The following is a 17,811-nucleotide window of genomic DNA, read 5'->3' as shown; positions in this document are numbered from 1 at the left end:
CCGCCGCCCTGCCCGCCGCCCTGCCCGCCGCCCTGCCCGCCACCGTGCCCGTCACCGTGCCCGCCGTGACGGCCCCGACGCCGCCCACCGCGCCCGGCGCCCCCGACGGCGCCTCGCTCGGGGACTCGGTCACCGTCGGCGTGAACGGCGTCAACGGGACGCCGAGCAGCTCGATCGTGGTCCTGCTCGGGATCACCCTGCTGTCCGTCGCGCCGGCGCTGCTGCTCATGACGACGAGCTTCACGAAGATCTTCGTCGTCCTGGCCATGACGCGGAACGCGCTCGGCCTGCAGGGCGTCCCGCCGAACCAGGTCCTCGCCGGCCTCGCGCTGTTCCTGTCGCTGTTCGTCATGGCGCCGGTGCTCGGCGACATCAACACCACCGGCCTGCAGCCCTACCTCGACGGGCAGCTGACCTTCTCGGCCGCGGTCGAGCAGGGCCGGGTGCCCCTGCAGGCCTTCATGCTCGAGCACACGCGGGAGGCCGACATCGCCCTCATGACCCGCGCCGCCGACCTGGAGAACCCGGAGAACGCGGCAGCGGTGCCGTTCACGACGCTCGTGCCCGCCTTCATGCTCTCCGAGCTGCGCGCGGCGTTCATCATGGGCTTCGTCGTCTTCATCCCGTTCCTGGTCATCGACCTGGTCGTGAGCTCCTCCCTGATGGCGCTCGGCATGATGATGCTGCCGCCGGTGACGGTCTCCCTGCCGTTCAAGCTCCTGCTGTTCGTCCTCGTCGACGGGTGGGGGCTGGTCATCACCTCCCTCGTCGGGTCCTACACCGGAACCGGAGGCTGACGTGGACACCGCCACCGTCCTGCACCTGGGCAGCCAGGCCCTGTGGGTGACCGCCAAGCTGGCCGCCCCCGTGCTCATCACCTCGCTCGTCGTGGGCTTCACGATCTCGCTCGTCCAGTCGGTGACGCAGATCCAGGAGGTCACCCTGAGCTTCGTCCCGAAGGCCGTCGCCTGCGCCCTCGCGCTCGTGCTCACGGGGCACTGGATGATCGCCGAGCTCGTGTCGTTCACGGAGGCGCTCTGGGCGTCCGTGCCGACCCTCGTCGGGGGCTGACGTGCCGGTCCTCGCGGACCTGGTGCTCGCCGGCTCGCTGCCCGTCACGCTGCCCGCCCAGCTGCCCGCCTCGCTGCCCGCCCAGCTGCCGCTCGTGGCGGCCAAGGGCGTCGAGGCCGTGACGGACCCCGCCGGCGGCATCGACGTCACCGTCGCGATGACGGAGCTGACGACGACGCTGCTGGCGAGCGTCCGGGTGGCGGCCTTCCTCGTCCTCGCGCCGCCCTTCGCGCAGAAGGGCGTGCCCGGGACCGTCAAGGTGGCCCTCGCGCTCGGCGTCGCCCTCGCGCTCCGGCCGCGGCTCGAGCCCCTCGGCGACGACGGGACCGCCGCGTTCCTGCTCGCCCTCGTCCTGCAGGCCGTCGTCGGGGCGGCCCTCGGGTTCGCCGTCTCCCTCGTCTTCGCGGCGGTGCAGTCCGCGGGCGCGCTGGTCGACCTGCTCGGCGGCTTCCAGGGCGCCGCGGCCTACGACCCGCTGAGCGCGAGCCTCGCGGGTCCCATCCAGCGGTTCTACCAGCTCACCGCGATGACGCTGCTCTTCGTCGGCGACGGGTACCAGCTGGTGCTCGGCGGGCTCGTCCGCTCCTTCGACGCCCTGCCCCTCGACACCGGCCTCGACTGGGCGCGCACCGCCTCCACCCTCACCGACGGCCTCGCGCAGATGGTCGTCGCGGCCGTGCAGATCGCCGGGCCGCTCGTGGTCGTGCTCTTCCTCGCCGACGTCGGCCTCGGGCTGCTCACCCGCGTGGCGCCGGCGCTCAACGCCTTCGCGATGGGCTTCCCGCTCAAGGTGCTGCTCACGCTCGTCGTCGGCTCCTTCGCGTACCTCGCGCTGCCCGGGGTCGTCGAGGCGCTCACCGAGGACGGCCTCGGGCTCATGGGAGGGATTGCACCGTGAGCGGGGAGAAGACCGAGAAGGCCACCCCGAAGCGGATGAAGGAGCTGCGCCGCAAGGGGCAGCTCGGCCGCTCGCAGGACGTCTCCACCTGGGTCGTGCTCGGCGCCGGCCTCGTCGTGCTGCCGTCGGTGGTCACGCGCGGGCGTGACGCCGCCCGCGACCAGCTCCTGCAGGTCACCGCCGTCGGCGCCGACCCCGACCCCCAGGTCGTCGTGCGCCTGCTCGGGGACGGCCTCGCGTCCGTCGTCACGACCGTCACCCCGCTGCTGGCGGTCGTGGCGCTGACCGCCCTCGTCGTCGGCGTCGCGCAGGGCGGTTGGCGCTTCACGCCGCTCCGGCTGCACGTCGACCACCTCAAGCCCAAGACCGCCGTCATGCGGCTCGTCGGGCCGCAGACGATGTGGCAGGGGCTCAAGACGCTGCTGAAGACCGCGGTCGTCGGCCTCGTCATGTTCGTGGCGATCAAGGGGCTCGCACCGGTGCTCGTCGCCTCGGGCTCCCTGCCGATGTCCGAGGTCCTGCGCCTGGCCGGCGAGGGCACGGGCACCCTCCTGCGGACCGGCGTCGCCGCGGGCCTGCTCCTCGCGGCGCTCGACGTCGTCGTCACCGTGCGGCGCAACCGCAAGCAGACGCGGATGAGCAAGCAGGAGATCAAGGAGGAGAGCAAGTCCGCCGAGGGCGACCCGCTCATCAAGAACGCCATCCGCTCGCGGCAGATGGCGATGAGCCGCAACCGCATGATGGCGGCCGTTGCCGACGCCGACGTCGTCCTGGTCAACCCCACGCACGTGGCCGTGGCGCTGCGCTACGAGCCCGGCAAGGGTGCGCCGCGCGTCGTCGCGAAGGGGTCGGGCGCCGTGGCGGCCCGCATGCGCGCGGTCGCCGGCGAGCACCGCGTGCCGATGGTCGAGGACGTGCCCCTGGCACGCGCGCTGCACGCCGCCTGCGAGCTGGGCCACGAGGTGCCCGAGTACCTGTTCACCGCCGTGGCCCGCGTGCTCGCCTTCGTCATGACACTGCGGCGCCGCGGTGCGGCCGCCGGGCAGCACCGGGTCCCGGGCGGCTCGCTCGTCGCCGAGGAGACGCCGGCCGCGCACCGCGCCCGCGCCCGCACGGCCCGTCGCCCCGCACGTCCGGCGGCGGACCCCGGCGCCAGCCCCGGGACGAGCCCCGTGACGAGCCCCGTGACGGCCCCCGACACGAGACCCGCGACGAGCACCGGTATGAGCGCTGCGGCGACGACCTCACCCGATCGGCTCAACCCGGGCGCCGCAGGTGCCGAGAGAACCGGGGACGACGGGCCCACCGGCGCCGTCGCCGTGCGGGCGAGCAGCGTGTGAGGGAGACCCGATGAAGAACAGGAACGTCGCGCAGATGGCCGTCCCCGCGGGGGTCGTCGCGATCGTCCTGCTGCTGGTCGTGCCGCTGCCGTACCCGCTGCTCGACCTGCTCATCGCCGTGAACATCACGGCGTCGCTCGTCATCCTCCTCACGAGCATGTACGTCAAGCGGCCGCTGGACTTCTCCGTCTTCCCGTCGCTGATCCTCGTGTTCACGCTGTTCCGGCTCGGGCTCAACGTCGCCTCGACCCGGCTCGTGCTGCGCGACGGGTTCGCCGGCCACGTCATCGAGGCGTTCGGCCACTTCGTCGTCGGCGGGTCGCTCGTCATCGGCCTGGTGATCTTCCTCATCCTCGTCGTCATCCAGTTCGTCGTCATCACCAACGGCGCCGGGCGCGTGGCGGAGGTGGGCGCGCGCTTCACCCTCGACGCCATGCCGGGCAAGCAGATGGCCATCGACGCCGACCTCAACTCCGGCCTCATCGACGAGGAGACGGCCCGCCGCCGCCGCGCCGACATCTCCGCGGAGGCCGACTTCTACGGCGCCATGGACGGCGGCTCGAAGTTCGTCAAGGGCGACGCCATCGCCGGCATCGTCATCACGGCGATCAACCTGCTCGGCGGGTTCGTCATCGGCATGGCCCAGATGGGGATGTCGGCCTCGGAGTCCGTGCAGAAGTTCTCCGTCCTGTCGGTCGGCGACGGCCTCGTCACGCAGATCCCCGCCCTGCTGCTGTCGGTGTCCACCGGCATCGTCGTCACCCGCGCGACCGCCGAGGGCGACATGGGGTCCGTGGCCGCCAAGCAGCTCGGGCAGTCCCGCCAGGCCCTGCAGATCGCGGGCGTGGCGGCCATCGGCCTCGCGCTGCTGCCGTCGATGCCGAAGCTGCCGTTCGTGCTCGTCGGCGCGTCGCTCCTCGTCGCCTCCCAGCGGATCAAGGCCTCCGAGGCACGCACCGCCGCCGCGGCCGCCGCCGAGGCGGTCGTGCCCGCCGCCGCACCTGCGTCGGACACGCCCGAGCAGCTCATCGAGCAGATGCGCGTGCACACGCTGGAGGTCCTGCTGGCGCCGGACCTCGTCGACCTCGTCGGCACCGGGCCCGAGCAGGACCTGCTGGCCCGCGTCCGTGGCCTGCGCCGCAAGGTCGCGCTCGAGCTCGGCATCGTCGTGCCGCCCGTGCGCACCCGCGACAGCGTGGACCTGCCGCGGGCCACCTACGTCGTGAAGATCGCCGGGGTCGAGGTGGGGCGCGGCCAGGCGCCGCAGGGCCAGGTCCTCGCGCTCGGCGACGACCTGGCGGCGCTGCCCGGCACCGCGGTCACGGAGCCGGTCTTCGGCCTGCCCGGCAAGTGGGTGCCGGCCGAGATGCGGCACGCGGCCGAGCTGCACGGCGCCACCGTCGTCGACCGCGTGTCCGTCCTCATCACGCACCTCGGCTCGCTCGTCACGCAGAACGCCGCCCGCCTGCTGGGCCGTGAGGACGTCCGCCAGCTCACGGAGGCGCTCAAGCGCGTCAACCCCTCGGTGGTGGAGGAGCTCGTCCCGGGCGTGCTCACCCTGGGCGAGGTGCAGCGCGTCCTGCAGGGCCTGCTGGCCGAGGAGGTGCCGATCCGCGACCTGGCGCGCATCTACGAGGCGCTGTCGCTGCGCGCGAAGGTCGGCACGGACGTCGAGGGCCTCGTCGAGTCGGCGCGCGTCGCGCTCGGGCCCGCGCTCACGGCGGCGCACGCCCAGGACGGCGTCCTGCGGGTGCTCACCCTCGAGCCGCTGCTGGAGCAGCACCTGCTCGAGCAGCTCCGTCCGGGCGAGGCGGGCACCCAGCTCCTGCTGGACCCGCAGCGCATGGACTCCCTGCTCAGCCAGCTCCGGCACGCGGCCGGGCGCGCGGAGGCGGAGGGCCGCAGCGTGGTCCTGGTCTGCGCCCCGGCGATCCGCCCGGCGCTGCACCGCCTCGTCGAGCTGGGGCTGCCCCGCCTGCCCGTGCTGTCCTACGCCGAGGTGACCGGCGCCGGCATGACCATCGAGACGGTGGGGGTGGTGAGCAGTGGCCACGCGATTGCTGCGTGAGGGCCCCGACGTCGCGGACCTCATCGCGCAGGTGCGCGCCGAGTTCGGCCCCGACGCGCGGATCGTGCGCGCCGAGCGGGTGCGCACGGGCGGGTTCGCGGGCTTCTTCGCCAAGGAGTCCTTCGAGATCACCGTGGACGTCCCCGAGCGGCCCGCGCGGCGCCGGCCGCGCCCGCGCCCGGCCGCGGCCACGCTGGAGCAGATGCTCGAGGCGGCGGACGCCGCGGACCTCGGGTTCGAGGCGGGCGACGAGCCCGCCGCCGGCGTGCCGACGCCCCGCGGGGCGACGGGCGTCGGTGGGCCGGGTGCCCTCGCGGGTGAGGGCCTGGCCCCGGCAGCGGAGGGGCCCGACCTCGGTCCCGAGCCCGGCTCCACCGGTTTCGACGCCGTCCTCGCCCAGGTGCAGGCTCTGGCCGACGAGGTGCCGGACGCGGAGCCGACCGGACCGGTCGACCTCTTCACCCCGGGCCTGCCCGCGACGCCCGTCAGCGGTGACGCCGGTGCCTCCGGCCTGCCCGGGCCGCGGACCCCGGTCGACGACCTGCTCACCGGTGCCGCCGGCGGCGTCGTGGCCGGCGGCGAGCCGCTGCGCCGCGGGCTGCGCGCGATCGGCGTGCCGGCGGCGCTCGTCGGCGAGGGCGACGCGAGCCTCGCGGCGGTGGTCGCGCGCATCCCGGCCGCCCCGCCGGCGCCCCGCACGCCCGGCGCGGTGCACGTCCTCGTCGGTGCGCCCGACGACGTGCTGGCCGTCGCGCACGTGCTCGTCGAGCGGCTGGGGGCGGGGCCGTCGGCGCTCGTCCTGGCGGGCCGGACCGCGTCGGGGCCCGTGCGCGCGGGCGGTCGCGTCCTGGCGGCGCCCTCGTCGGCGACCGCCTGGCGCGGCTCGGCCACCTCGCGCGGGCACGCGTGGGTCGTCGCGCTCGGCGTGGGGGAGGAGCCCGGCGCGCGCGCCGAGACGACGCGCATGCTGCGCGCCCTGCGTCCGGACGCCACGTGGGCCGTGGTGGACGCGCGGCGCAAGCCCCGCGACTCCGTCCGGTGGATCGAGGAGGTGGCGGCGGGCGACCCGCGGGCCTTCGACGCGGTCGCCGCCCGCGGGGTCTTCGAGACGGGGGACCCGGGGACGGTCCTCGACCTGGGGCTGCCGATCGCGCTCATGGACGGCGTGCCGTGCTCGCCGGTGGCGTGGGCGGCGGCGCTCGGCGAGGCCCTCGGGCCCGTGCTGGACGGGCCGCCGCCGTCGTGACGTGCGCGATCCCCGGTCGGGCGGGGGACGAGCAGGTAGGGTCACCGCATGCTCGTCCTCAGCCGCCGCGTCGGTGAGCGACTCCTCATCGGAGACGGCATCGTCGTGACCGTCATCGAGGTGCGCGGGGACGGGGTCCGGCTGGGCATCGACGCCCCGCGCGAGGTGCGCGTGCACCGGGCCGAGGTCCTCGAGGCGGTGACGGCCGCCAACGTCGACGCCGGTGCCGCCGACGACGCCACCGCCGCCGCCCTGCGCGCCCTGGCCCCTGCGCGACGCCCGCAGCCCGAGGCCGACGGCACGGCTGCTGACGACGCGGTCGCCGACGACGGCGGAGCCGACGCGGCACCCGCCCCCGGGGCGCCCGCCGCGGACGGCCGCTGACACCGGGGAGAACGTTCCCCAGCAGGACCTTCACCTCGTCACCGCGCCTGCCGATCCCCTGGTGACGGCGGGGGTGAGCCCCGCCGCTGAGAGGGGTGCGGCGTGCGAGACGGTCAGGGGACGGGACGACGGGTGCCCGTCGGCACGACGGGACGGGATCCGAGCGGCGCGGCGCCGGCCGCGCGACGACCGGGGCGACGACCGGGGCGGCGACGGGTCCTGGTGGCGCTGCTGCTGGCGGCGACGGCGGCCTCGACGGGCGGCTGCGCGCTGCCCGCGGTGCTCCAGCCGGCGCCCGAGGCGCCGCTCGTCGGCGTCGCGATGCCGACCACGACGTCGGAGCGCTGGATCGCGGACGGCGACAACCTCCGCGCGCAGCTCACGTCGCTCGGCTACCGCGTGGCGCTGGAGTACGCGGAGAACGACCCGGCGGCGCAGGCCGACCAGATCGCCGCCATGCTCGAGGCGGGCGCCGACGCGCTCGTCGTCGGGGCCGTGGACGGCACGGTCCTGGCCGACGTCCTCGGCGACGCGGCGGACGCCGGCGTCGAGGTCGTCTCCTACGACCGGCTCATCCGCGGCACCGACGCGATCCGCGCCTACGCGTCCTTCGACAACCACCGCGTCGGCGTGCAGCAGGCGACGTCCCTGCTGCAGGGCCTCGGCGTCCTCGACGCGCCGGCGAGCCCACCGGCGCGCGCGGCCCCTTCGCCGTCGAGCTGTTCGCCGGGTCGCCCGACGACAACAACGCGGGGGTCTTCTGGGACGGCGCGATGGGCGTGCTGCAGCCCTGGTTCGACGCCGGGGTGCTCGTCGTCCCCTCCGGGCAGACGACCTTCGAGGCGGCCGCGACGCCGGCCTGGGACGCGAAGACCGCCGCCGACCGCTTCACCGGCAGCCTCGCCGCCGCCTACACGGGCGGCCGCCACCTCGACGGCGTCCTGTCGCCCTACGACGGCATCTCCGTCGCGGTGCTCGACGCCGTCCGGACGACGCTCGGCTACGGCGGGGACGGCCCGGCCCTGCCGGTCGTCACCGGCCAGGACGCGGAGGTCGCCAGCGCGCGCGCCATCCTCGACGGCGAGCAGTACTCGACCGTCTACAAGGACACCCGGCAGCTCGCGGAGGTCGCGGTGCAGATGACGCGCGACCTCCTGGCGGACCGCGACCCCGAGGTCAACGACACGACCTCCTACGACAACGGCGCGGGCGTCGTCCCCGCCTACCTGCTGACGCCGCAGCTCGTCACGGCGGACAACCTGCTGGCCGTCCTCGTCGACGGCGGCTACCACACCGCCGAGGAGGTGGGCGCGTGAGCGCCACGACGACGACCCCGACCCCGCGCCCGACCGCCGCCCCGCGCACGGGGTCCCGCGGCCGCGCCCGCTGGTTCTGGGACCGGCCCGTCGCCACGAAGCTCGGCGCCGCGGTGGGCCTGCTCCTGCTCGTCTTCACCCTCGTCGGCGGGTCCGGCGCCCTCGCGCTGTCCCGCGCCGGCGGCCACCTGCAGGAGATGTCCCGCCTGACCTCGGAGCTCCAGGCCGCGATGGCGGAGCTCCGGTCCGCGCAGGCGCGCAGCCACCTCCTCGTGCAGCGCGCCGCCACGGCCCCCGACGAGTCCGTCCGCGCCCAGCTCCTCACCGACCTGGCGTGGGTCGACGGGGACGTGGCCGAGCAGATCAGCACGATCTCGGCCTTCCCCCAGTCCGGGACGCCGCAGTGGCAGGACTTCCTCACCCGGTGGGACGCGTGGACCGGCTACCGCGACGCGGTGCTCCTGCCGCTGGTCGAGGCCGGAGACGTCGACGCCCTCGCGGCCGCCGTGCGCGCCGACGTGGCGGCCGACCCCGACAGCGCCGGCCGCGCGCTCCAGCTGGCGCAGGGCCAGGTCGACGCCGAGGTGGAGTCCATCCTCACCGCCGGGCGCGCCGAGGTCCGCGCGACGATCCTCGCGCTGCTCGCGGCGTTCGTCGTGGGCGCGTCGGCGTCCGTCGTCGTCGCGGTGCTCGTCGTGCGCCGGGTGACGGCCGCGATGCGGACCGTCGAGGGCGCGCTCGTCGCGCTCGCGGAGGGCGACCTCACGCGCGAGGTGCCCGTGGACTCCGGCGACGAGGCAGGCCGCATGGCCGCCGCCCTCACCCGCGCCCAGGCCGCGCTGCGCGACACGCTGACCGCCGTCGTCCGGACGTCCGAGGGCGTGTCGGGCGCCGCCGACCGGCTCACGAGCGCCAACGCCCGCGCGGCCGGCGCGACGCACGAGGCCAGCCGCCGGGCGGACCTCGTCGCCGGCACCGCCGAGGCCGTGTCCCGCAACGTCGGTGCCGTCGCGGCCGGTTCGGAGCAGATGGGCACGAGCATCCGCGAGATCGCGCAGAACGCCGCCGCCGCCGCGGCCGTCGCCGCCCAGGCGACGGACGTGGCCGACCGGACGAACGAGCAGGTGGCGCGCCTCGGGGTGTCGAGCCAGGAGATCGGCGTCGTGGTCCGCACCATCACGCAGATCGCCGAGCAGACGAACCTGCTCGCCCTCAACGCCACGATCGAGGCCGCGCGTGCCGGCGAGGCCGGCAAGGGCTTCGCCGTCGTCGCCGGGGAGGTCAAGGAGCTCGCGCAGGAGACCGCGCGCGCGACGGACGACATCGCCCGCCGCGTCGAGGCCATCCAGCAGGACACCGCGGGCGCGGTCGTGGCGATCGGCGAGATCGAGCACATCATCGCCTCGATCAACGACTACCAGACGACGATCGCCGCGGCGGTGGAGGAGCAGACGGCCACCACCTCGGAGATGTCGCGGGGTGTGGCGGAGGCCGCGGAGGGCTCGGGCGAGATCGCCCGGACGGTTGGCGCGGTCGCGGAGGCCGCGGGCGCGAGCAGCCGCGTCGTCGACGAGGTCGAGGTGCAGGTCGGCGAGCTGTCGACGCTCGCCGCCGACCTCACCGCACGGGTGCGCGCGTTCACCTTCTGACGCGGTGCCGTCCCCCGCCCCGTGGCCCACCAGGGCCGCACGGGGGACGGCACGACAGCCGGCCGACGGACGCCTCACGGCGCCGGGCGGCCGACCGATGGGACGAGAGGCAGTCGGGGACGAACCCCGACGGGGGAGGACCCGGTGGGAGACATCGACGACATCGTCCGGGAGTTCCTGGTCGAGAGCTACGAGAACCTGGACCAGCTCGACCGCGACCTCGTCGCGCTCGAGGAGTCGCCCGGGTCGCGCCAGCTCCTGAGCAGCATCTTCCGCACGATCCACACGATCAAGGGCACGAGCGGCTTCCTGGCCTTCTCGCGGCTCGAGCGCGTGACGCACGCGGGGGAGAACCTCCTCGTGGAGCTGCGGGACGGGCGCCGGTCCATGGACCAGCGCACCACGGACGTGCTGCTGGCGCTGACGGACTCCGTGCGCGACATCCTCGGCGCGATCGAGGGCTCGGGGTCCGAGGGCTCCGTGGAGATCGACGCGACGATCGCCGCGATCGAGGCCGTCCGCGCGGACGTCCCGGGTGCCACGGCTGCGGCGCCCGCCGCGGAGGCGCCCGCCGCCGCGCCGGTCGCGGAGGAGGCCGCCGAGCCGGTCGCCGAGCCGGCCGCGCAGGCCGAGGCGGCGGGGCCGGCGCGCAAGCCCGCCCGCAAGGTCGTCGCCCGCAAGGTCGGCGCCGCCCGTGCCGCGGGTGCTGCCGACGGCGACCCGGCCGGCGGTCCCGACGGCGAGGAGGGCGGCTCGGCCGTGGCCACGCTGCTCGACGAGCCCGTCGCCGCCCCGGCGCCGGCCACCGGGGGCCCCGCAGGCCCCGGCGTGCCGACCGTGCCCGCGCAGCGGCACGCGGCCGAGGACGTGCCGGCCCCGGCTCCTGCGCCGGCCCCTGCGCCGGCCCCTGTGCCGGCCCCGGCCCCGGCCGCACCCGCGGCCGAGCCCGCTCCCGAGGAGGCCGGCCCCGGCCTGCGCGGTGCCGCGGAGACGTCGATCCGGGTGGACGTCGAGGTCCTCGACGCCCTCATGCGTCAGGTCGGCGAGCTCGTGCTGGCCCGCAACCAGATCAGCCGCCTCGCGCAGGGCACCGACGAGCCGGAGCTCACCCGGTCCGCGCAGCGCCTCAACCTCATCGCCGCGGAGCTGCAGGAGGGCGTCATGAAGACGCGCATGCAGCCCATCGAGCACGTGTGGTCGAAGATGCCGCGGATCGTCCGCGACCTCGCCGCCGCCTGCCAGCGCGAGGTGCAGCTCGAGATGGTCGGTGGCGACACCGAGCTCGACCGTGGGCTGCTCGAGGCCGTCAAGGACCCGCTGACCCACCTCGTCCGCAACGCGGTCGACCACGGCATCGAGCCGCCCGCCGACCGCGTCGCCGCCGGCAAGACCCCGCGCGGCACGCTGGCGCTGCGGGCCTACCACGCCGGTGGCCAGGTGGTCGTCGAGGTGGCCGACGACGGACGCGGCATCGACCCCGACAAGGTCGCGGCGGCCGCGGTCCGCAAGGGCCTGCGCACGCCGGAGCAGGTGGCCGGCCTCGGCCAGGCCGACCTGCTGCAGCTGCTGTTCCTGCCCGGCTTCTCCACGGCCGAGGCCGTCACGAAGGTCTCCGGCCGCGGCGTCGGCATGGACGTCGTGCGGACGAAGATCGAGGCGACCGGCGGCACCGTCGAGGTCGAGTCGACCGTCGGCCAGGGCACGGTCTGGCGTCTGCGCATCCCGCTGACGCTGGCGATCATGCCGACCCTCACGGTCGTCTGCTCGGGCGACGTCTACGCGGTCCCGCAGGTCAACCTGCTCGAGCTCGTGGCGATCGACGGCCAGCGCGACCAGTCCGGCATCGAGTTCGTGCACTCCTCGCCGGTCTACCGGCTGCGCGGGGAGCTGCTCCCGCTGGTCTCGCTCGCGTCCGTCCTCCAGCTCCCGGCGGCCCCCGCCGGCGGTACGGGTGGTGCGGGCGACGACGAGGGCGAGGGTGCGGTCGTCGCCGTCATGCAGGCCGACGGCCGGCGGTTCGGCCTGCTCGTCGACAAGGTCCTCTCCACCGAGGAGATCGTCGTCAAGCCGCTGTCGGCCCGCCTGAAGTCCATCGGCATCTACGCCGGCGCCACCGTCCTCGGCGACGGGCGCGTCGCGCTCATCCTCGACGTGCAGTCCATCGCCCGGCGCAGCCTGGCGGGGGAGGCCGACGCGCTGGCCGACGAGGCGCAGCGCCGGGCGCTGGCCGACGCGGCCGCGACGAGCGAGGTCGAGCAGGTGCTCGTCGCCGGCATCGGCGGCGGCCGCCGGGTGGCCATGCCGCTCGCGTCCGTGGCCCGCCTGGAGCACGTGCAGCTGCAGGACGTGGAGCTCGTCGGCGGGCGCGAGGTGGTCCAGTACCGCGGGACCATCCTGCCGCTGGCCCGGCTCGACCGGGTGCTGGGCGCCTACGGCGAGGAGGAGGCGGCCGAGCTGCTCGTCGTCGTCTACAGCCACGGCAACCGCAGCGTCGGGCTCGTCGTGCACGAGATCGTCGACATCGTCGACGACGTCGTGGCCCGGCACTCCGACATCGAGGACACGGGCCTCGTCGGCTCCACCGTCCTCGGCGGGCGCGTGACCGAGCTGCTCGACGTGCGCCAGGCGATCCTGGCCGCGGACGCGGCCTTCTACGACGCCACCATCTCCGACGAGACCTACGCCATGGCGGGAGCCCTCCGATGAGCCAGTACGTCACCTTCACGCTGGGGCCGAACCTGTACGGCGTCGACGTGACCCGGGTGCTGGAGGCCCTGCGCTCGCACACGCGCACGCAGGTGCCGCTGGCGCCGGCGACCGTCGCCGGCCTGGTCAACCTCCGCGGTCAGGTGGTCCTCACCATCGACCTGCGGACGCGGCTGGAGATGCCGCCCCGCGAGGGCGACGTCGAGCCGATGATGGTCGTCGTGCAGGTCGACGGCGAGCCCGTCAGCCTGCTCGTCGACGAGATCGGCGAGGTCGTCGAGGTGGGCCCCGGGTCCTTCGAGTCCCCGCCCGACACCCTCACCGGCGAGGTGCGCCAGCTCATCCTCGGCGCCCACAAGCTGGAGAACCGTCTGCTCCTCGTCCTCGACGTCGACGAGGCCGCGGCCTGACGCGAGCACCTCGCGCCACCCCCTCGCACGACCTGCACCACCACGACGGCCCCGGGACGACGCGTCCCGGGGCCGTCGTGCGTCCCGCGCACCACCCGCGCGCCCTGACCCGCACGCACGTCCGGGCAGCCAGCCGGACGCCACCCGGACGCCACCCGAACGCCATGGCCGAAACCCTGCGCACCCGGCACCCAACCGCCGATAGGTGGACTGGTCGAGCGGGCGCCGCCCCGGCCGACGGGTCGCCCGCGGGGGCGGCCCCACCACCCCCAGCCCCCGGAGGCACCGTGACCCGGATCCGCGTCCTGGTGGTCGACGACTCGGTCGTCGTCCGCCGGCTGGTCACCGACGTGCTGGCCGGCAGCCCGGAGATCGAGGTCGTCGGCACCGCCTCCAACGGGCGGCTCGCGCAGTCGAAGGTCGAGCAGCTCGCGCCCGACCTGGTGACGATGGACGTCGAGATGCCGGACATGGACGGCATCGCCGCCGTGAAGGCGCTGCGCGCCTCCGGCCACCGCATGCCGATCATCATGTTCTCGACGCTCACCGAGCGGGGCGCGGTCGCCACGCTCGAGGCGCTCTCGTCGGGCGCGACGGACTACGTCACCAAGCCCGCGAACGTCGGCTCCGTCCAGGAGTCGATGCGGCAGGTGGCCGACCACCTCATCCCGAAGATCGTCGCGCTGACGGCCGGCCGCGTCGGGCGTCCCGTGGCAGCTCGTCCCGGCGGCCCCACCGCCCCCGACCCCCGCGGCCTCGACCCTCGCGGCCCGGGCCGCCCCGGTGCCGGTCCCGCCCGCGCGGGCTCGGCGGGCGCCGCGGCGGCACGCCCGGGCCTCCCCGCGCCGCGCACGGCGTCCGCCGCCCCGGGGGCCGTCCCCGCTGGTGCCTCCGCCGGTGCCCCCGCCGGTGCCTCCGCCCGTGGCCCCCGCGGCTTCGCGCTGCGCCCCGAGCCGGCGCCGCACCCCGTGCGCGCGCTCCTCGTCGGGTCCTCCACGGGCGGGCCGGAGGCGCTGTCCCGGTTCTTCGGCGCGCTCACCGCGCCGCCGGCGGTGCCCGTCCTCGTCGTGCAGCACATGCCGCCGGTGTTCACCAAGCAGCTCGCCGCGCGCCTCGACCGCGGGAGCGTGGCCTCGGTGGTCGAGGCCGCGGACGGCATGGAGCTCCTGCCCGGGCGCATCCACGTCGCCGCGGGCGACCACCACCTGGAGGTCCGCACGTCCGGCGTGCAGGCCTTCGCCCAGCTCACCGACGGCCCGCCCGTCTCCTACTGCCGCCCCAGCGTGGACGTGCTCTTCCGCTCCGCCGTGAAGGCCTACGGCGGGCAGCTGCTCGCCGTGGTCCTCACCGGCATGGGCGCGGACGGCCGCACGGGGTGCGAGGACGTGGTGACGGCCGGCGGGACGGTCGTCGTGCAGGACGAGGCGACGAGCGTCGTGTGGGGCATGCCGGGGGCCGTGGCCACCGCGGGCCTGGCCCACCGCGTGGTCCCTCTCGACGACGTGGCCCCGACGGTCGAGCGCGTGCTCGGCGCCGGTGCCACCCGAGTGCGTGCCGGAGGTGCGTCGTGGCGCTGAGCCAGGAGTCGTTCGCATGGGTGGCCGACCTGGTGCGGCGCCGCAGCGCCATCCAGCTGGCCGGGGGCAAGGAGTACCTCGTCGAGAGCCGGCTGCTGCCGCTCGCGCGCGACCTCACCGGCGGTGACGTCGACGCCTACGTCCAGCGCGTGCGCGGCGGCGGCCACGACGGCGAGCACGGCCGCATCGTCGAGGCGCTGACGACGAACGAGACGTCGTGGTTCCGCGACTCGAGCCCCTTCACGTCGCTGCGCACGCACGTGCTGCCGCAGCTGCTCTCGACGCGCGGGTCGGTGGCCCACCTCAAGGTGTGGTCGGCGGCCTGCTCGACGGGGCAGGAGCCCTACTCCCTGGCGATGACCCTCACGGACGCGCTCCCGCCCGGGGCCTCGTTCGAGATCCTCGCCACGGACCTGTCGGAGCAGGTGCTCACCCGCGCCCGCTCGGGCCGGTACAGCCAGCTCGAGATCAACCGCGGCCTGCCGGCGCCCCTCATGGTCCGGCACCTGACGCGCGTGGGCGCGGAGTGGCAGATCTCCGACGGGCTGCGCCGGACGATCACCTTCCGGGCGCACAACCTGCTCGACCCGCCCCCCGCGGGTGCGCGGTTCGACATCGTCTTCCTGCGCAACGTCCTCATCTACTTCGACGCCGCGACGAAGAAGGCGATCCTCGACCGGGTCCGCCGGGTGCTCGCGCCGGACGGCGCGCTGGTGCTGGGGGCGGCCGAGACGACGATCGGCATCGACGACAGCTGGCAGCGGGTGCCCGTCGGCACCGGGTCGGTCTACACGCCGTCGCGGGCGGGTGCGGCCGGGGGTGCGCCCTTCGGAGCACCGGCTGGTGGACCGGCTGGTGGACCGGCCGGTGGACCGCTGGCCGGCGGCCTGCCGTCGCCGCGGGTCGCCCCCGCCGCGACACCCGCCGCGGCCCTCGCCGGGGGACCGCCGGGAGCCGCCTCGCTGGCGGCGCGTGCGCCCCTCGGCCGGGCGGTCGCCGCCGCGGGCACGGCCGGGTCGCTCCTGCCGCGCCCGCGCCCCGCCGCCGCCCAGCCGCTCGTGCCGGGCCAGTCCCGGCCCGCGACGACCCCGCGGCCGGTCCCGGCCGCGGCGTCGGGCGCCGCCCGCGGCGCGCGCCCCCTGCCGAACGCCTCCGACCGGAACCCCCCGGGCCGGAGCCCGTTCGACCGGACCACCTACGACCGACCCACACCGGCAGCCACCCCGGTGCCACCCACCCGAGGAGCACAGCGATGAGAGCGCTCGTGATCGACGACTCGCGCACGATGCGTCGCATCGTCGCGGGCAACCTGCAGCAGCTCGGCTTCGAGACCTACCAGGCGGAGCACGGGCAGGACGCCCTGGACCTCCTGGACGGCGGCCTCGAGGTCGACCTCTGCTGCATCGACTGGAACATGCCCGTCATGGACGGCCTGACGTTCGTCAGCCGCGTCCGTGCGGACCCCCGCTGGCGCTCGGTGACCCTCATGATGGTCACGACCGAGAGCGAGCAGGGGCAGATCGTGCGGGCCCTGGCGGCGGGTGCGCACGAGTACCTCATCAAGCCGTTCACCCCCGACGCCCTGCGCGACAAGCTCGAGTTCCTCGGGCTGACGGCGCCGGCCTGGACCGTGGAGGAGCCGGCATGAGCACCGCGGTGGACACCGAGCAGGTCTACGCCGTCGCGGCGGCCGTCTTCGCCGCGATGATCGACGGCGACGAGGGGCTGCTGACGCCCTGGTACGGCGACCTGCCCCTCGTCGAGGAGCCCCTCTCCGCGTGGGTCGACCTGCACGGGGAGCTGCCCGGCCGGGCCGCGCTCGTGTGCGAGGCGGCGACCGCCCACGACCTCACCCGCGCGCTGCTCATGATGGAGGCGGACGAGGAGGTCGACGACCAGGACCTGGTCGACGCCTTCGGCGAGATCGCCAACGTCGTCGGCGGCAACGTGAAGTCGCTCCTGCCCGTGCAGGACACCCTCGGGCTGCCGGAGGTGGCGCACGGCCACCCGCCCGCCGCCGAGGGGCACGTGGCGCAGGAGCTCCGGCTGTCCTGGCGAGGGCAGCTCATCGTCGTGACCATCTGGCTCGTCGGCTGACGAGCCGGGACCGAACCGCTTCAACAGGAGAAGAACCGTGATCCGAGTGCTCGTCGCGGACGACAGCCGCGTCATGCGCCAGATCGTCGTGCGCACCCTCCGGCAGGCCGGCTACGACTGGCACGTCCGGGAGGCCGAGAACGGCGCCCAGGCCCTGGCCGCCGTGCGGGAGGACGAGCCCGACGTCGTCCTGTCCGACTGGAACATGCCCGAGATGACGGGCATCGAGCTCCTGCGCGCCCTGCGCGCGGAGGGCTTCGAGACGCCGTTCGGGTTCGTCACGTCGGAGGGCTCCGCCGAGATGCGCGAGACCGCCGACGCCGCCGGCGCCCTGTTCCTCATCGCCAAGCCGTTCACGGCGGAGTCCTTCCGCGACGTGATCGAGCCTGTCCTGGCCTGAGGGGTGCGCTGATGTCCGACGCGAACCCGCTGCCCAACGCCAAGGAGGTCCGCGACCTCCTGGAGTCCCTCGTCGGCCGTGACGTGGAGGTCGCCACCGGCGCCGCCATGGTCGACCCCAACGCCGCCCTCGGCGCCCTCACCGGGGTGTACGTCGACGCACGGATGACCGCGCAGGCGCTCGTGCTCGTCGACGGCGGGCTCGCGGCCTACCTCGGGGCGGCCATCGGCCTCGTGCCGGCGCGCACCGCGCAGGCGGCCGTCGCCGACGGCGACCTGCCCGCCGACCTCGCGGAGAACGCCGGCGAGGTGCTCAACGTGACGGCGTCGCTGTTCAACCACGACGACGCGCCGCACCTCAAGCTCGACCGCGTGCACGGCAAGGGCGAGCGGCTGCCCAACGACCTGGCCGGGTGGGTCCTGGCCTACGTCCGGCGCCTGGACCTCGAGGTCAGCGTCGCCGGCTACGGCTCCGGCAACCTGTCGGTCGTCGTGCTCTAGCCCCGGGCATATCCCGGCCCGACCGCCCGGCGCCCGTCACCCCGCCCCGGGGTGGCGGGCGCCGTCGTCGTGCCGGACGTCACTGCGGGATCACCCGTCCGTGACTTCCGACGAATCGGACGCGTGGGGCACCCTGGTCGACGAGGTCC

The 17,811-nt window shown here is 75.4% G+C and carries 17 protein-coding genes and 1 pseudogene; all 18 read left to right on the top strand.

Going from position 1 to position 17,811, the window contains the following annotated elements:
- Positions 1-8 precede the first annotated feature (8 nt).
- The 18 genes and pseudogenes from fliP (at position 9) to BM048_RS16445 (ending at position 17,662) form a co-directional block, all read left to right on the top strand.
- Complete coding sequence (fliP, locus tag BM048_RS16525; protein WP_090034820.1) at positions 9-797, top strand: flagellar type III secretion system pore protein FliP; 789 nt, start codon at positions 9-11, stop codon at positions 795-797.
- Position 798: 1 nt separating this feature from the next.
- Positions 799-1,071 carry a flagellar biosynthesis protein FliQ gene (fliQ, locus tag BM048_RS16520; RefSeq protein WP_090034792.1) on the top strand — a complete coding sequence of 91 codons (273 nt, stop codon included), beginning with the start codon at positions 799-801 and terminating at the stop codon, positions 1,069-1,071.
- Position 1,072: 1 nt separating this feature from the next.
- On the top strand, positions 1,073-1,969 hold the full coding sequence (locus tag BM048_RS16515) for a flagellar biosynthetic protein FliR (RefSeq protein WP_308439556.1): 897 nt from the start codon (positions 1,073-1,075) through the stop codon (positions 1,967-1,969).
- The gene (locus BM048_RS16510) at positions 1,966-3,309 is read left to right on the top strand and encodes an EscU/YscU/HrcU family type III secretion system export apparatus switch protein (protein WP_239079050.1); all 1,344 of its coding nucleotides are present in this window, start codon (positions 1,966-1,968) and stop codon (positions 3,307-3,309) included. Before BM048_RS16515 ends, BM048_RS16510 begins: the two co-directional genes overlap by 4 nt.
- Positions 3,310-3,319: 10 nt before the next feature.
- Positions 3,320-5,377, top strand: coding sequence for a flagellar biosynthesis protein FlhA (locus tag BM048_RS16505; protein ID WP_090034790.1), 2,058 nt, complete (start codon positions 3,320-3,322; stop codon positions 5,375-5,377).
- Complete coding sequence (locus BM048_RS16500; protein ID WP_090034788.1) at positions 5,355-6,623, top strand: hypothetical protein; 1,269 nt, start codon at positions 5,355-5,357, stop codon at positions 6,621-6,623. Before BM048_RS16505 ends, BM048_RS16500 begins: the two co-directional genes overlap by 23 nt.
- Before the next feature lie 48 nt (positions 6,624-6,671).
- Positions 6,672-7,007: a carbon storage regulator CsrA gene (gene csrA, locus BM048_RS16495; RefSeq protein ID WP_090034786.1), complete on the top strand. Its 336-nt coding sequence runs from the start codon at positions 6,672-6,674 to the stop codon at positions 7,005-7,007.
- A gap of 321 nt (positions 7,008-7,328) precedes the next feature.
- Positions 7,329-7,613 (top strand): annotated as a pseudogene (locus tag BM048_RS18995) (substrate-binding domain-containing protein); the annotation flags it as partial.
- A 113-nt stretch (positions 7,614-7,726) separates the two neighbouring features.
- On the top strand, positions 7,727-8,323 hold the full coding sequence (locus BM048_RS18990; RefSeq protein ID WP_275407359.1) for a substrate-binding domain-containing protein: 597 nt from the start codon (positions 7,727-7,729) through the stop codon (positions 8,321-8,323).
- A complete protein-coding gene (locus BM048_RS16485) occupies positions 8,320-9,972 on the top strand; it encodes a methyl-accepting chemotaxis protein (RefSeq protein WP_090034784.1) in 1,653 nt (550 codons plus the stop codon). The genes BM048_RS18990 and BM048_RS16485 overlap by 4 nt, the downstream gene beginning before the upstream one ends.
- A gap of 144 nt (positions 9,973-10,116) precedes the next feature.
- Complete coding sequence (locus BM048_RS16480; RefSeq protein WP_090034782.1) at positions 10,117-12,678, top strand: chemotaxis protein CheW; 2,562 nt, start codon at positions 10,117-10,119, stop codon at positions 12,676-12,678.
- Positions 12,675-13,088: a chemotaxis protein CheW gene (locus tag BM048_RS16475; RefSeq protein ID WP_090034779.1), complete on the top strand. Its 414-nt coding sequence runs from the start codon at positions 12,675-12,677 to the stop codon at positions 13,086-13,088. Before BM048_RS16480 ends, BM048_RS16475 begins: the two co-directional genes overlap by 4 nt.
- Positions 13,089-13,375: 287 nt before the next feature.
- Positions 13,376-14,665 carry a chemotaxis-specific protein-glutamate methyltransferase CheB gene (cheB, locus tag BM048_RS16470; protein WP_203708990.1) on the top strand — a complete coding sequence of 430 codons (1,290 nt, stop codon included), beginning with the start codon at positions 13,376-13,378 and terminating at the stop codon, positions 14,663-14,665.
- Positions 14,656-15,921 (top strand): CheR family methyltransferase, encoded by a 1,266-nt coding sequence (locus BM048_RS16465; protein WP_175499599.1) that lies wholly within the window; start codon positions 14,656-14,658, stop codon positions 15,919-15,921. Before cheB ends, BM048_RS16465 begins: the two co-directional genes overlap by 10 nt.
- Positions 15,918-16,313, top strand: a complete 396-nt coding sequence (locus BM048_RS16460) for a response regulator (protein ID WP_090034777.1) — start codon at positions 15,918-15,920, stop codon at positions 16,311-16,313. Before BM048_RS16465 ends, BM048_RS16460 begins: the two co-directional genes overlap by 4 nt.
- Positions 16,310-16,762, top strand: coding sequence for a chemotaxis protein CheX (locus tag BM048_RS16455; protein ID WP_090034775.1), 453 nt, complete (start codon positions 16,310-16,312; stop codon positions 16,760-16,762). Before BM048_RS16460 ends, BM048_RS16455 begins: the two co-directional genes overlap by 4 nt.
- Before the next feature lie 40 nt (positions 16,763-16,802).
- Positions 16,803-17,162 (top strand): response regulator, encoded by a 360-nt coding sequence (locus BM048_RS16450; RefSeq protein WP_090034812.1) that lies wholly within the window; start codon positions 16,803-16,805, stop codon positions 17,160-17,162.
- An 11-nt stretch (positions 17,163-17,173) separates the two neighbouring features.
- Positions 17,174-17,662 (top strand): hypothetical protein, encoded by a 489-nt coding sequence (locus BM048_RS16445; protein WP_090034771.1) that lies wholly within the window; start codon positions 17,174-17,176, stop codon positions 17,660-17,662.
- Positions 17,663-17,811: the final 149 nt, after the last annotated feature.

Origin of the sequence: Cellulomonas marina, from assembly GCF_900111925.1 — a bacterium.
Classification (GTDB): Bacteria; Actinomycetota; Actinomycetes; order Actinomycetales; family Cellulomonadaceae; genus Cellulomonas; species Cellulomonas marina.
Note: the sequence above shows the minus strand (reverse complement) of the source record. Positions and strands in the feature narration are given on the sequence as shown.